General features: G+C 71.5%; 16 protein-coding genes. 10 read left to right on the top strand and 6 right to left on the bottom strand.

Annotated elements, in window-relative coordinates; translation table 11 throughout:
* Positions 1-204: hypothetical protein (locus ACGFIE_RS26445; RefSeq protein ID WP_393299441.1), on the top strand; the 204-nt coding region annotated here is incomplete at its 5' end.
* 309 nt (positions 205-513) lie between these two features.
* Here the strand turns inward: ACGFIE_RS26445 and ACGFIE_RS26450 are convergent.
* Complete coding sequence (locus ACGFIE_RS26450; RefSeq protein WP_363679845.1) at positions 514-1,131, bottom strand: DUF4126 domain-containing protein; 618 nt, start codon at positions 1,129-1,131, stop codon at positions 514-516.
* A gap of 71 nt (positions 1,132-1,202) precedes the next feature.
* Between ACGFIE_RS26450 and nucS the strand changes: the two genes are divergently transcribed.
* On the top strand, positions 1,203-1,862 hold the full coding sequence (gene nucS / locus ACGFIE_RS26455; RefSeq protein WP_039908963.1) for an endonuclease NucS: 660 nt from the start codon (positions 1,203-1,205) through the stop codon (positions 1,860-1,862).
* 25 nt (positions 1,863-1,887) lie between these two features.
* On the opposite strand, the gene ACGFIE_RS26460 is transcribed toward nucS, so the two are convergent.
* Positions 1,888-2,547, bottom strand: coding sequence for a methyltransferase domain-containing protein (locus tag ACGFIE_RS26460; protein WP_393299444.1), 660 nt, complete (start codon positions 2,545-2,547; stop codon positions 1,888-1,890).
* A gap of 79 nt (positions 2,548-2,626) precedes the next feature.
* Positions 2,627-4,123 carry an aldehyde dehydrogenase family protein gene (locus ACGFIE_RS26465; RefSeq protein WP_393299447.1) on the bottom strand — a complete coding sequence of 499 codons (1,497 nt, stop codon included), beginning with the start codon at positions 4,121-4,123 and terminating at the stop codon, positions 2,627-2,629.
* Between the two features lie 256 nt (positions 4,124-4,379).
* Here ACGFIE_RS26465 and ACGFIE_RS26470 point away from each other — a divergent pair, with 256 nt between their 5' ends.
* The 7 genes from ACGFIE_RS26470 (at position 4,380) to ACGFIE_RS26500 (ending at position 10,841) form a co-directional block, all read left to right on the top strand.
* The gene (locus ACGFIE_RS26470; RefSeq protein ID WP_393299450.1) at positions 4,380-4,796 is read left to right on the top strand and encodes an FHA domain-containing protein; all 417 of its coding nucleotides are present in this window, start codon (positions 4,380-4,382) and stop codon (positions 4,794-4,796) included.
* A gap of 112 nt (positions 4,797-4,908) precedes the next feature.
* Entirely contained in the window at positions 4,909-6,048 is a 1,140-nt protein-coding gene (locus ACGFIE_RS26475; RefSeq protein ID WP_393299453.1) for an alpha/beta fold hydrolase, read from the top strand.
* A gap of 126 nt (positions 6,049-6,174) precedes the next feature.
* Positions 6,175-7,965 (top strand): 3-hydroxyacyl-CoA dehydrogenase family protein, encoded by a 1,791-nt coding sequence (locus ACGFIE_RS26480; RefSeq protein WP_393299456.1) that lies wholly within the window; start codon positions 6,175-6,177, stop codon positions 7,963-7,965.
* A gap of 40 nt (positions 7,966-8,005) precedes the next feature.
* Positions 8,006-8,500, top strand: coding sequence for a SigE family RNA polymerase sigma factor (locus ACGFIE_RS26485; RefSeq protein ID WP_393299459.1), 495 nt, complete (start codon positions 8,006-8,008; stop codon positions 8,498-8,500).
* Positions 8,497-9,588 (top strand): hypothetical protein, encoded by a 1,092-nt coding sequence (locus ACGFIE_RS26490; RefSeq protein ID WP_393299462.1) that lies wholly within the window; start codon positions 8,497-8,499, stop codon positions 9,586-9,588. Before ACGFIE_RS26485 ends, ACGFIE_RS26490 begins: the two co-directional genes overlap by 4 nt.
* A gap of 62 nt (positions 9,589-9,650) precedes the next feature.
* Complete coding sequence (locus ACGFIE_RS26495) at positions 9,651-9,974, top strand: hypothetical protein (protein ID WP_231640156.1); 324 nt, start codon at positions 9,651-9,653, stop codon at positions 9,972-9,974.
* 66 nt (positions 9,975-10,040) lie between these two features.
* Entirely contained in the window at positions 10,041-10,841 is an 801-nt protein-coding gene (locus tag ACGFIE_RS26500) for an alpha/beta hydrolase (RefSeq protein ID WP_393299465.1), read from the top strand.
* Positions 10,842-10,844: 3 nt separating this feature from the next.
* On the opposite strand, the gene ACGFIE_RS26505 is transcribed toward ACGFIE_RS26500, so the two are convergent.
* The 3 genes from ACGFIE_RS26505 to ACGFIE_RS26515 form a co-directional block, all read right to left on the bottom strand.
* A complete protein-coding gene (locus ACGFIE_RS26505) occupies positions 10,845-11,945 on the bottom strand; it encodes an AI-2E family transporter (RefSeq protein ID WP_393299783.1) in 1,101 nt (366 codons plus the stop codon).
* Positions 11,946-12,053: 108 nt separating this feature from the next.
* Positions 12,054-12,242 (bottom strand): DUF397 domain-containing protein, encoded by a 189-nt coding sequence (locus tag ACGFIE_RS26510; protein WP_393299468.1) that lies wholly within the window; start codon positions 12,240-12,242, stop codon positions 12,054-12,056.
* On the bottom strand, positions 12,233-13,012 hold the full coding sequence (locus ACGFIE_RS26515) for a helix-turn-helix transcriptional regulator (protein ID WP_393299786.1): 780 nt from the start codon (positions 13,010-13,012) through the stop codon (positions 12,233-12,235). Before ACGFIE_RS26515 ends, ACGFIE_RS26510 begins: the two co-directional genes overlap by 10 nt.
* Before the next feature lie 428 nt (positions 13,013-13,440).
* On the opposite strand from ACGFIE_RS26515, the gene ACGFIE_RS26520 reads away from it, so the two are divergent.
* On the top strand, positions 13,441-13,782 hold the full coding sequence (locus ACGFIE_RS26520; protein WP_393299471.1) for a hypothetical protein: 342 nt from the start codon (positions 13,441-13,443) through the stop codon (positions 13,780-13,782).
* Positions 13,783-13,853: the final 71 nt, after the last annotated feature.

Raw genomic sequence — 13,853 nt, forward strand, 5'->3', positions numbered from 1 at the left:
CCGATCTGTTCCCGCTCCAGCGGGCTCAACCTCGACGCCATAACCACCCCAACGAAGAAAACGGAAGGGTGTTGCAACCACCGGTTGAGCCCGCCGCTCGAACGGAAACTGTCCAAGATCTCGACGCTCGGGGCGCCGCAAAGCCGAGCCGAGACCGGAATCTGGCCGGGGTCGTTGTGCTTTCGACACGGCGCGGGTGGGTGAAGGCTCCGGCGGGGTTGGCCGACGGCAAGAGCAGGCAGCCCCCGCGCTGGCTGAGAGCCGGAACTCGCATCCCGGAGGCTCTGCAGCGCCGGCTCTCGCGCGGTCCGCCGGGACGCCGGCTTCCCGAACGCCGGCTCTCGTGCGGTCGGCGCCGGGACGCCGGCTTCCCGAACGCCGGCTCTCGCGCGATCGGCGCCGGGACGCCGACTCTCGCGCGTCGGTGCCGGGACGCCGGCCCGGCCCGGCCCGGCGGGCCGGCTCTGGTGCCCAGCCAGCGCATCGGCCCGCCAGCCCCGAAGGCCGAGCGGGTCAGACACGGAAGCCCGCGGCACGGGCGGCCTCGCGTTCCCTACGGCGAACGGATCGTCGCCGGAGGAACCAGTAGACGAAGACGACCAGGCCCACCAGGACGGCGAGCACCAGAACCGGCAGGATGATCGCGATCAGGGAGACGATCACGCTTGTCGCGTCCTCGGCGGTGCTGGCGACCGGGGCGCCGAACCCGGCGGTGGTCGCGTTCACGACTGGCCGCGCGGCGGACTTGAGCAGGTGTACGCCGAAGGCGAGCAGGACACCGGTGGCCACTGGCACCCACTGGTGGGAGGTGAAGAAGCTCCCCGGGTCGCTCACGGTCACGGTCTCCGAGGACGACCCGGCGCCGAAGGCGAGGCCACCGGCGGTGGGTCGAACGACTGTCTGCACCACGTCGTTGATGTGGTCGACCACTGGCACCTTGTCCGCCACCATTTCGACGGCGAGCAGGACGGCCAGGATGACGATGACCCAGCCGTTGCCGAGCCACGTCCAGCCGCTGGGTAGGTCGATGAGGTCGCTGTAGCGGGCGAGGAGGCCGAGGATGAGCAGGGGTATGTAGGCGTTCAGCCCCGCTGAGGCGGCGAGGCCGGTGCCGGTGAGGACTTCGAACACCGTCTCAGCATCGCACCGACGCGCCAGTGCCGCTCGGTGGTGGTCGGCGGGTGCTCGGCTACCCTCGTCGGGTGCGGTTGGTCATTGCGAAGTGCTCGGTGGACTATGTCGGACGGCTCTCGGCTCATCTGCCGCCGGCCACCCGGTTGTTGATGGTGAAGGCGGACGGGTCGGTGTCCATCCATGCCGACGATCGTGCGTACAAGCCGCTGAACTGGATGAGCCCGCCGTGTCGGCTGGAGGAGGCCCCCGGCGTGTGGCGGGTGGTCAACAAGGCCGGCGAGGAGCTGCGGATCACCCTGGAGGAGGTATTCCAGGACACCTCGTACGAGCTGGGTGTGGATCCTGGCCTGCGCAAGGACGGGGTGGAGGCGCACCTGCAGGAGTTGCTGGCGGCCAACCCGGGTGTGCTCGGCGAGGGGTACACGTTGGTGCGCCGCGAATACATGACGGCGATCGGGCCGGTGGACCTGCTGTGCCGGGACGCCAACTCCGGCGCCGTCGCCGTCGAGATCAAGCGGCGTGGTGAGATCGACGGGGTGGAGCAGTTGACCCGCTATCTCGAACTGATGAACCGTGATCCGCTGCTCAGCCCGGTCACCGGGGTCTTCGCGGCTCAGGAGATCAAGCCGCAGGCCCGGGTGCTAGCCGCCGATCGGGGCATCCGGTGCGTGGTCGTGAACTACGACCGGCTGCGCGGCATCGAGAAGGACGAGCTGACCCTCTTCTGACCGGACCCGGACCCGGACTTGCCGGTCACGCCCCGGTTCGGACCGCGATAAGCGATTTCGGCAGGCCGGCCACCCGCTCGACGAGCATCCGCGAGTCGGGGAAGTAGTGGCGCATCTGCGAGCGGTCCAGCAGTTCCGTCCACAGCACCTGGTGGATGGCGGCTTCGTGGCTGCGGGTCGGTTTGTGCCCGAGGGGCCAGCGGCGGGCGAGCGCGGTGCGCAGCCGGACCGGCAGGAACTGCATCCCGGGTGCGATCCAGTGTGGCTCGATGGGGAAGTAGCGGTAGGGCGTCTGCACCCAGTGGCGATCGGCGAGCGACCGGGCGGCGGCGGCGAACCGTAGCCGACGTTCGTGCCCGCCGACGTGCTCCAGCACGGAGTTGGAGAAGACCAGGTCGTAGGTGCCGTTGGCGACGTGGGGTGGCAGGTCGCAGGCATCGGCCTGTTCGACGTGGGCCCATTCCGGCACGCTGGCGGGCGGCTGTTCCAGGTTGACCACCGTCACCCGGGCCGGTCGGACGGTGGCGCGGTGCCAGGTGCCGAGCCGGCCGCCGAGGTCGACGACGTGCATGTCGCCGATGTCGGGGAAGGTGCGCGCCAGCCAGTCCGAACGACGACGCCGCTGCCGGGCGCTCCACGACTGGTCACTGTCGACAAGGCGCTGGCGCAATCGATTGTGGCCCATTTAACGCAATGTACCGCCGGAGGCGCGGCGTATAAACATGTGGATACGCCTATCGGCCTCCAGATCGGCTATCCGACACTCATCTGCCGTACATCACCTTGATGGCCTTGACGAGGCGCGCCATGTCGGTCGGAGTGCGTTCGAAGGTCATCGACGGCAGCAGCGATCGCGCCCGGCGCCGGGTGATGGCCTTGGCGCGGCCGAATTCGCGCAGGCCGTCCTCGCCGTGGATCCGCCCGAAGCCGGAGTCCCCGACACCACCGAACGGCAGGGTGGACATCCCGGCGAAGGTAAGGGTGGAGTTGATCGAGGCCATCCCAGAACGCAGGCGCCGCGCGATGGCGAGCGCCCGCTGCCGGCCGAAGACCGAACCCCCCAGGCCGTACGACAGGGCGTTGGCGCGGGCGACGGCCTCGTCGGCGTCGCGGACCCGGCTGATGGTCAGCGTCGGGCCGAAGGTTTCCTCGCGGACGGCGGCCGACTCCTCCGGGACGTCCACCAGCACGGTCGGATGCACGTACGGGGGTCGCACCGCGTCGGGGCCGCCGAGCACCGCGCGACCGCCGGAACTGACCGCGCTCTCGATGTGCCGGCGGATCACCTCGACCTGGGCGGGCATCGTGATCGGGCCGATGTCGGCGCCCTCCGGACCCACTGTCAACCGGCTGGCGCGCGCGACGACCTTGTCGACGAAGGCGTCGAAGACGGGGTCGACGGCGTAGACCCGCTCGATACCGATGCAGGTCTGGCCGGCGTTGGTCATGGCGCCCCAGACGCACGCCTCGGCGGCGGCGTCCAGGTTGGCGTCGCTGTCGACGATCATGGCGTCCTTGCCGCCGCCCTCGATCAGCACGGGGGTCAGCGTCTCGGCGCAGGCGGCCATCACCTTCCGCGCGGTCGCCGTGGAGCCGGTGAAGGCCACCTTGTCGACCCCGGAGCGGCACAGCGCCGCGCCCACGTCACCGAGGCCGTGCACGGCGGTGAACACCTGCTGCTCGGGCACCACCTCGGCGAAGGTGTCGACCAGCCACTGGCCGACGACTGGCGTGTACTCGCTGGGCTTGAGCACGACGGCGTTGCCGGCGGCCAGGGCGTACGCGGCGGAGCCGAGCGGGGTGAAGACCGGATAGTTCCACGGGCCGATCACACCGACCACGCCGTACGGCTGGTATTCCAGGTGCCCGGAGAACTCGGCGAGGATGAGTCGCGAGCGGACGCGGCGCGGGCCGAGCACCCGGTCGGCGTTGCGGGCCGCCCAGTCGACGTGCTCGATCGCGGTGACGATCTCGACGATGGCGTCGTTGACCGGCTTTCCGCCCTCGACGTGCATCAGCTCGGCGAGCTGCTCGATCCGTTGGGCGAGCAGCGCCCGCCAGCGCAGCAGCCGTTGCCGGCGGCCGGTGAAGCCCAGGCCGGCCCACCATGCGCTGGCGGCGCGCGCCTGGTCGACGGCCTGCCGCACGGCCGCCTCGGTGGCGACCGGAAGGCGGCCGGCTTCGATGCCGGTGGCCGGGCTGGTGGAGACCAGCTCGTCCGCCTCGACGAGAGGGGTGCCCGGGGCATGCACAGCCGTCATGGCGGAAGTCTAGACCCGAAGATTACTCATCGGTAGGCCGCGATTCCGGCTACCCGGGGCGGGAGTCGCGTCGACCCTCCCACTCGTTGATCAGTGCAGGTCAGACCCTGGGTGCCGGAGGCCGGCCGCCCGAACCGTCGAACGACGGGTGGCCGGGAGGTGGCGAGGAGGTGACCGGCCGGTCGGTATTGACGATTACCGTCTGATGGCAGGCTGACGCGCGGAGTAACGGTGTGGGGTGGAGGGCTGACTGTCCATGGAGGAACATCCGGAACTGCTGCCGTTGTTGACGGTTGCCGCTGGGCCGATGCGCGGGGCGAGCTTTCGCTTACGGGCGGACCCGCAGGTGATCGGTCGAGCACCGAGCGGGCACGTGGTCATCAACGATCCGCACCTGAGCCGCCGGCACGCCGAGGTGTGGCTGGCCCCGGAGGGCGCGTCACTGCGTGACCTGGGCTCCACCAACGGCACCTGGCTCAACGACCGCCGGATCACCGAGGTGGAGCGCCTCTCCGACGGCGACGTGATCCGGCTCGGCCGTACCGAGCTGCGCCTGTTCGACCCGGGGGTCGCGCACACGGATCCGGTCGGGCTCAGCTTCGGCCCGTCCCGGCGCGACGTCCGACCGACGCTGCCGCTGCCGCTGGCCACGCCGCCGACCGCACGCCGCTGACCGTCGGGGCCGTCGCCGTCGTCGCCGCCGGGCCGCGTGGCGGTCGGCCACACCGGGCGGCGTCGCCGAGTGGCTGACCGGCACCTGGCCCGGCGGAGAACGGCGTGGCAGCATGCCGCGGATGGAGAGCGAGCAGCGGGTCGTCACGGCGAACGGCGCCACCCAGGCGGTACGGGTGGCCGGCCCGCCGGACGGCACTCCGGTGCTCCTGATCCATGGCAACTGCTCGTCCTCGCTGTTCTGGGAACCACTGCTCCGGCGGCTGCCACCGACGCTGCGGGTCGTGGCCCCCGACCTGCGGGGGTACGGCGACTCCGCGACCGCCCCGGTCAACGCCACGCGGGGCCTGCGGGACTTCGCCGATGACATCGCCGCCCTACTGGACGACCCGACGCTCTTCCCCAGCGCCAGCGCCAGCGGCAACGCCCACGCCGGCGCCAGCGTCGCCGGCAGCAGCGGCACCGTAAGCGGCGGCAGTGGCCTGCCCGTGGTGGTCGGGCACTCCCTCGGCGGGGGAGTGGCGATGCAGTTGCTCGTCGACCATCCGCACCTGGTGGGCGCGCTGCTGCTGGCCGCGCCGGTGTCGCCGTACGGCTTCGGTGGCACGCGCGACCTGACCGGCACGCCGACCACCCCCGACTTCGCCGGCACCGGCGCGGGCACGGCAAACCCGGACTTCGTCGCACGGCTCGCCGCCGGTGACCGGGACGCCGACGCGCCGGCCAGCCCGCGCGCCGTGCTGCGGGCCACCTACGTGGCCGATCCGGCCGCACTGGGTACGGACGAGGAACTGCTGCTGGACAGCCTGCTCTCCACGGCGACCGGCGACGACAACTACCCCGGAACGGCGGTGGTGTCGCAGAACTGGCCGGGTACCGCGCCGGGGGAGCGGGGCGTGCTCAACGCGCTCGCCCCGACGTGGTTCCGGCTCGCCGACGAGTTGGTGGCCGTCACCCACAAGCCGCCTGTCACCTGGGTACGCGGGGACGCCGACGTGATCGTCTCGGACACGTCGCTGTTCGACCTGGCGTACCTGGGTTCGCTGGGTGTCGTGCCCGGCTGGCCGGGTGAGGAGCTCTGCCCGCCGCAGCCGATGGTCGGCCAGACCCGTGCGGTGCTGGAGCGGTACGCGGCGGCCGGCGGCGCGTACCGCGAGGTGGTGTTGCCCGACTGCGGGCACAGCCCGCACCTGGAGCGTCCGGCGGAGTTCGTAGCGGAGCTGCTGGCGCTGACCGGCGTGTCGGCCGCCTAGGGTCCTGTGTCGTGGGCGGTGAAATATGCCACGGCGTCTCGACAGCCGAGCGTCACGTGGCAGACTCGCGCGCATAACCTTAGCGGTCGTTCAGTGGCCGTGGCGGAGCGTTTGGGGAGGCCGATCGTGGCGCGCGAGTTCAGCACCGTGGGTGTGGTGGGGCTGGGCACCATGGGTGCCGGCATCGTCGAGGTCTTCGCCCGCAACGGCATCGACGTGCTCGCGGTCGAGATCTCCGAGTCGGCGCTGGAGCGTGGCCGGGCCATCCTCACCGGCTCCACCGACCGCGCGGTCGCCAAGGGCAAGCTCGCCGAGGCGGACCGGGACGCGCTGCACGAGCGGGTGCGCTTCGCGGTGGGGCTGGACGCCCTGCACTCCGTGGACCTGGTGATCGAGGCGGTGCCCGAACACCTGGACCTCAAGCAGCGGATCTTCGCGGAGCTGGACCGGGTCTGCCGACCGGACACCATTCTCGCCACCAACACCTCGTCGTTGAGCGTCACCGAGATCTCGGTCGCCACCACCCGGCCCAACCAGGTGATCGGCATCCACTTCTTCAACCCCGCACCGGTGATGAAACTGGTCGAGGTGGTCCGCACCGTCGTCACCGCGCCCGAGGTGGTCGCCGATGTCGAGGCGCTGTGCGCCCGGCTGGGCAAGGTCGACGTCACCATCAGCGACCGGGCCGGCTTCATCGCCAACGCGCTGCTCTTCGGCTACCTCAACCACGCGGTCGCCATGGTCGAATCGCACTACGCGACCCGGGAGGACATCGACGCGGCGATGAAACTCGGCTGCGGCCTGCCGATGGGTCCGCTGGCGCTGATGGACCTGATCGGCCTGGACACCGCGTACGAGATCCTGGACACGATGTACCGGCGCGGCGGGCGGGACCGCCGGCACGCCCCCGTGCCGCTGCTCAAGCAGATGGTGACGGCGGGGCTGCTCGGTCGGAAGTCCGGCCGGGGTTTCTACACCTACCAGCGGCCGGGCTCGCCTGTCGTCGTACCGGATGAGGCGACGCCGCCGGCGGCGGAGGCGGCGCTCGCCGACGGCGCGCGCGCCATCACGAAGGTCGGCATCGTGGGTTCCGGGACGATGGCCACCGGGATCATCGAGGTGTTCGCGAAGGCCGGGTACGAGGTCGTGTCGGTGACCCGGGGCGCGGAGAAGTCCGCAACGGTCTGCGAGGCGGTGAAGACCTCGCTGAACAAGGGCGTGGTGCGCGGCAAGCTCGCCGAGGCCGACCGCGACGCCGCGCTCGGCCGAATCAGCTGGTCGGCCACGCTCGACCACCTCGCCGACGTCGACCTGGTGGTCGAGGCGGTCGTCGAGGAGCTGAGCGTGAAGAAGGCGCTCTTCGCCAGCCTCGACGAGATCTGCAAGCCGGGCGTGGTGCTGGCCACCACCACCTCGTCCCTGCCGGTCGTCGACGTGGCGATGGCCACCCAGCGGCCGGCCGACGTGGTGGGCCTGCACTTCTTCAACCCGGCGCCGGTCATGCCGCTCGTCGAGGTCGTCCGGACCATCCGCACCTCGCCGGAGGCCACCGCCACCGCGCGGGCGGTCTGCGCCGCACTGGGCAAGACCGGTGTGGTGTGCGGCGACCGGTCCGGGTTCATCGTCAACGCGCTGCTCTTCCCGTACCTGAACGACGCGGTGAAGATGCTGGAGGCCAGCTACTCCACCGCCGACGACATCGACCACGCCATGAAGCTGGGCTGCGGCTACCCGATGGGCCCGTTCGAGCTGCTCGACGTCGTGGGGCTGGACGTCGCGGTGGCCATCCAGCGCGAGCTGTACCTGGAGCTGCGCGAGCCGGGCTTCGCGCCCGCGCCGCTGCTGGAGCACCTGGTCACCGCCGGCTACCTGGGCCGCAAGACCCGCCGCGGCTTCCGCGACCACTCGCACCGCTGACCGGGTCAACGCCGGGGGGTTCCGGCCGCGTCTGCATGGTGTGACCTTCGAGGAGTACGTCGCCAGCCGAGGCCCGGCCCTGGTCCGGCTGGCGCGACTGTTGACCGGCGACGAGCATCGGGCCGAGGACCTCACCCAGGACACGCTGTCCCGGGCGTACGTGCACTGGCGCCGGATCTCCCGGGCCGACCGGCCTGACGTGTACGTGCGCCGGATGCTGGTAAACGCCAACAACTCCTGGTGGCGCCGCCGGTCAAGCCGCGAGCTGGCCGTCGACACCGTCGTCGACCGGCCACAGCGCGGCGACCTCGGCGGCGAGGTGGCCGACCGGGACGAGATGTGGCGGCTGATCCTCGGCCTGCCGGACCGCCAGCGGGCGGTGCTGGTGCTGCGCTACTACGAGGACCTCGACGACGCGACGATCGCCCAGATCCTCGACTGCTCGCCGGTCACCGTCCGCACCCATGCGATGCGGGCCTTCGCGAACCTCCGGGAGCGCTGCGGTGCCCCGACCACGAACGGGAGCCGGCCGTGATCGACCTCGACGAACAGATCGCCCAGACCCTGCGGGAGCATGCCGAGGGCGACGTGGACACCCACCGGCTGCTGCGGGCGTCGCGCGCTCGCGGCCGTCGCCGCCAACTTCACCGCCGGGTCGCCGCAGGGACCGCGTTGTCCCTGGTCGGCGTGCTCGGCATCGTGGGCGTGACCGGTACCGGCCTCGACGGTGTGACCGACCGCCTGCCCTGGAGCGCCGCCACGTCGACCGGGGTCACGCCGGTGCCGCCCCGCGTCGACGGGGTGCCCGGGGCCGCCGCCGACCCGGCGCTGGTCGGCAGCGACCCGAACGTGCTGCACTTCGGCCTCGACCCGTCCCAGGCCCGTTATCTGGGCTGGTCGGTCGTCCGGGGCCACGTCGAGTCGGTACGGCTCAGCGTGCGGGACGGCCAGCAGGTATATGTCGAGGTGGCCAGGACGGCGGGGGATCTCTCCAGCAGCGTCGAATTCGACAACGTCGAGGTTGACGTGACCGGCTCAGGGGTCCAGTCCTTCGACGGCACGATCCACCCGCTGATCGGCGAAACGAGTGGGACGGTCACGTCGTGGCATCCCGCGCCGAGCCTGTATGCCCGTGCCGTCATCCTCAACGGGGACGGCGCCGGGCTGGAGCAGGCGGTCGAGGCGCTGCGCTGGAACGAGGCCCGCTCGTGCGCCGTGCCGCTGCGGCTCGACGCCCTGCCCGAAGGCGCGCCGATCAACAACTGCTCGGTCGACGTCAGCTCGTACCCGAGACTCGTCACCTCGGACTTCACAATTGGGCGGACGGCGACCCAGGTCATGTTCGTCACCTACCAGTACGCGAGCGGGGCCGGCACCCGTACGACGGGAAACCGGACCATCGCTGGCCGGCCCGCGTTCCTCTCGCCGGACGGGACGACCCTGGATCTGCTCGGCACCCCCAAGACGGAGGTGCGTGCCGCCTTCGCCTGGGGCTGGGACGGCAGGCAGCCGATCGGTGCCGAGCCGGGCGCGTCGAGCGGCTTCACCGAGGCTGACGCGACGACCGTGCTGGCGGGGGCGCGGGTCGTCGACGACCCGACACGGCCGCAGAGCTGGAAGTGAGCGCACCCGTCGGCCGGGCCGCACGGGGCTGGTCCCCCCGACGCCCCGTACGCTTGGTGACTGTGAGCCCCCGTCGCAACCGCCCTCGTCGGGACGAGAACGCCAACCTGGACGCCGACCGGGTCCGGCAGGGCGTCGCCTCGGTGCAGCAGTGGACCGACGGCGCCTGGCAGGTCCGCGGCATCGGAGCGGGGGCGTCGGTCAAGACGTACCGCTGCCCCGGTTGTGACCAGGAGATCCGACCCGGGGTGGCGCACCTCGTGGCCTGGCCCGCCGACGGCCTGGGTGACCTGACCGACCGCCGGCACTGGCACAGCGGCTGCTGGCGTGCCCGGGAGCGGCGCGGCCCGGCGGTGCAGCGCGGTCGGGGCACGCCGCGGTACTGAGCGACCTGGATCACCCTGTTCGTGCCTGGGCGGGCGGCGACGGCGAGTTCGCGACAGACTTGGGCGGTGAGCACAGCGATCCGCGCGTCGTCGATCCTGCCCGGCCGCCGGGAGGACATCGAGCTGCACACCGCCGACGGCCTGCGGCTGGTCGGCGAGCTGGCCCTGCCGGCCGACCGGCCGCCGGTGGCCACCCTCGTCTGCCTGCACCCGCTGCCCACCCACGGCGGAATGATGGACAGCCACGTGTTCCGCAAGGCGGCGTGGCGGCTGCCCGCGCTGGCCGACCTGGCCGTGCTCCGGTTCAACACCCGGGGCACGAGCAGTGTGCGCGGCACCAGCGAGGGGGCCTTCGACGGCGCGGTGGGCGAGCGCTACGACGTGGCCGCCGCCATCGAGTACGCGGAGTTCGCCGAACTGCCCGACATCTGGCTCGTCGGCTGGTCGTTCGGCACCGACCTGACCCTGAAGTACGGGTGCGACCCGGCTGTCGCGGGGGCGATCCTGCTCTCCCCGCCGCTGCGCTTCTCCGCCCCGGAGGACCTGGCCACCTGGGCCGCCTCGGGTCGGCCGCTGACGGCGCTGGTGCCGGAGTTCGACGACTACCTGCGCCCGGAAGAGGCGCGGGAGCGGTTCGCGGCGGTGCCGCAGGCCGAGGTGGTCGGGGTGCCCGGCGCGAAGCACCTCTGGGTCGGCGACGCGGAGACGGTGCTCGACGAGATCGTCAAGCGGGTCAACCCGGCTGTCGAGGTGCCGCTGCCGACGACCTGGGACGGGCCGATGGAGGCCGGGGACGTCAGCGCGTACGCCGACCGGACGGTGGCCGCCTTCGCGGACACCCCCGTCCCGGGGCCGGCCGTCGACTGACGCTCAACGGCGCTCCTGGCGAGGGAGCACCACCTCGCGCAGGATCAGTTGCAGCGCCGCCACCGTGGGGATGGCGATGAGCGCGCCCACCACGCCCAGCAGCGCCACCCCGAGCAGCGCGGCCAGCAGGGCGGCGACCTCGTTGACCTCCACCGAGCGCCGCATCACCTTCGGGTAGATCAGGTAGTTCTCGACCTGCTGGTAGACCAGGAAGAAGACCGCGCAGGCGATGCCTGTGGGCAGGCCGGCGGCGAAACCGACCAGGCTCACGATCACCGCGCCGAGGGTCGCGCCGATCTGCGGGATCAGGTCGGTCACCGCGACGACCACGGCGAGCGCGAACGGGTACGGCAGTCCCACGATCAGCGCGAACACGAAGGTGGTCGCGCCGGCCAGCACGGCGATGCTCAGCGCGCCGACCATGTAGGCGCCGACCTTCGCCAGGATCTCGTCGCCGATCAGCTGCACCCGCTCCCGCCGCGACCGGGGCACCAACGAGTAGCCCAGTGACCGCAGCTTGTTGAAGTAGGCCAGGAAGTAGATGGTCAGCACCAGCACGGTCAACGTCCGGAACACCGTGCCGAAGATCAGTTGCGCGCCACCGAGCACCCCGCCGAGCGCCCGGCCGATGGTGTCCGCGTTGGCCGCGCCCTGCACCCGCTCCACCACGTCGTACCGCTCCACCAGGTCGTTGACCGTCGGATTGCGGCGCAACTCGTCGAGCAGGCTCGGAATCTGGTCGATGAACTGCCCGGACTGCGTCACGATCGGCGGGACCAGCGCCACGATGCCACCGCAGAGCAGCAGCACCACCGTCAACGCCACAAGCGTCACCGCCAGGCCGTGGGGCACACCCCAGGTGCGCAGGCGCACCACCGCCGGGTTGAGGCCCACCGCGAGGAAGAGCGCGATCACCACCAGCACCAGGATGCCGCCGGCATTGCGAATCCCCAGATACAGGGTGTACGCCAGCAGCACGCCCAGCGCGCCCGTGAAGCCGATCAGGAAGCTGCTGCGTCGCAGCGGACGCCCCGGCGTGCCGAACTTCCCCGACGGCACCGCAGGTGGCTCCTCCGGGTCGACTCCCGGGGCAGGAACCGGCACCGGCGGCGGAGTCTCCTCCGACGGTGGGGTCTGCGCCGGTGGGGGACTCGGGGTCGTGCCCGGGTCGTCGGCCGACGGGTCGTGCTGTGGCACCAGGGGCCTCCCGGCTCAGGCGGTCCGACGACTGGCGACGGCCACGAACGCCCGCCACGCGGGCGGCGCGAACACCAGCACCGGGCCGGACGGGTCCTTGCTGTCGCGCACTCCCACCACCCCGGGCAGATTGTCCGCCACCTCGACGCACTCACCATTGCCGCTACGGGTGGACGTGTGCCACTGGGCGTCGGTCAGGTCCATGACGTGACAACTTCCTTCATCAGCTCGATCGACTGCTGGCGGGGCAGCGCACTGTTCCTGATCATCTCCCAGCGCGTCAGCAGCGTAGCCACCTCGTTGTCGCTGTCGACCACAAGGCCGTCAATCTGGTGCTCCATGTGCCCTACCCAGCCGCCGTCCGCGCCTCGGGCGAGATTGAACGGGCCCGACAGGCCGACGTGCAACCCGCCTCCGGCCGGGACGATGTGCAGACTGACGTGCGGTCGCGCCAGGCTGGCGATCAGATGACTGATCTGCTCGACCATCAACCCTCGGACCTCCTCGCCGGCACGCCGCAGCACCAACTCGTCGACGACCGCGACGAACTGCGGCGGCTCCGCCTGAACCAGCAGCGACTGTCGGTCCAGGCGGGCGTGGACTCGTCGTTCCACCTCGTCGTCGCTGAGCAGGTCGTCGCAGCGGATCACCGCGCGGGCGTAGTTCTCGGTCTGAAGCAGGCCGGGGATCAGCGTGGGTTGGAAGCAGCGCAGTTGGCGGGCGCTGCGCTCGGCGTCCAGCCAGGGTCGGAACCAGCTCGGCTGGCCGTCCCGCTCGGCGAGCTTGAGCAGGTGGACGAGCAGGCCGCCGGTGGTCAGCACCTCGTCGGCGCGGGCGAGGAAGAGCCGGTCCAGCGGGCGTTGGCCCAGCTCCAGTGCGGACACCATCGAGCCGGAGTAGTGCGCCAGCCGCCCGAAGTCCTCCTGGCTCATCCCGGCGGCGATGCGCAGTCGACGCAGTTGCGCGCGGATCATGTCGGCCGTCGGCGCGGCGTCGCCTTCCACAGTGCCTCCGCAGATCGAGGGTCGCCTCCACCGGCCGACCCGGCGGGGCACGCCGCTCCCGCAGTCACCCCACCGGACGCGGCGATGCCTTCCGACCGTAGCGGTGCTCTCAGCAGACTGTCACGTACCGGGTGGTCCCGGACCGGTTCGGTTTCCACCGCCCGGCCCTGCCGTCGCGTGGCGGCAGAACCGTCCCCAGTCGAGGAGGCAACCCCATGTCCACGTCTCGCCCCGCCGACCGGTCGCTGCCCGTCACCATGAACTCGGCGTCGCGGCCGTCCACCCGCTGCACACCTCCGGGTCCCCGCTCGCGTGGCGGGGCGCGTACCCCGGTGTCGGGGCCGTCCACCGGTCGCAGGCCGTCGGGCTCCAGCTCGGGTGGCGGGGCGCGTCCCCCCGTGTCGGGGTTGCCGCAGCCGCGGCTCGGGCCGTACTCCCTGTTTCCCCGACCCTGCGGCGCGCGGACGCCGCACACCCCGCTGCGACCTATGTGGTGCTGCCGGGCGGACGGCCGACCCTGGCCCTGCGCGGACGCCCGGCTACTGCTCAAGGCGGAGTTCGACGAGGATCCGGCAGCGCTGACCATCTACCTCGCAGGGCTCTACCACGAAGCGGCGCACGACCTGTACCAGCTCAATCCCTACGACGGCCCGGCGCCCAGGGAGCTGTTCGAACGCTTCGTGGCCTGGGGCCCGTTCCGCCGCCCGACCATCGACCCGCATCCCGAAGACCGGGCCTGATCCACTCGCTTTGCAGGAAATCGGGGTGTCCGGGATAGCCGGACACCCCGATTTCGCTGATGTCGTGTCGA

Source organism: Micromonospora sp. NPDC049275, assembly GCF_043197115.1.
Taxonomy (GTDB): Bacteria; Actinomycetota; Actinomycetes; order Mycobacteriales; family Micromonosporaceae; genus Micromonospora.

Bases quoted from the DNA above. Each gene is read 5' to 3' on its own strand.
- ACGFIE_RS26460 (WP_393299444.1), bottom strand. From the start codon at position 2,547: ATGGGCCACAATCGATTGCGCCAGCGCCTTGTCGACAGTGACCAGTCG.
- ACGFIE_RS26465 (WP_393299447.1), bottom strand. From the start codon at position 4,123: ATGACGGCTGTGCATGCCCCGGGCACCCCTCTCGTCGAGGCGGACGAG.
- ACGFIE_RS26470 (WP_393299450.1), top strand. From the start codon at position 4,380: ATGGAGGAACATCCGGAACTGCTGCCGTTGTTGACGGTTGCCGCTGGG.
- ACGFIE_RS26475 (WP_393299453.1), top strand. From the start codon at position 4,909: ATGCCGCGGATGGAGAGCGAGCAGCGGGTCGTCACGGCGAACGGCGCC.
- ACGFIE_RS26510 (WP_393299468.1), bottom strand. From the start codon at position 12,242: ATGGACCTGACCGACGCCCAGTGGCACACGTCCACCCGTAGCGGCAAT.
- ACGFIE_RS26515 (WP_393299786.1), bottom strand. From the start codon at position 13,012: ATGATCCGCGCGCAACTGCGTCGACTGCGCATCGCCGCCGGGATGAGC.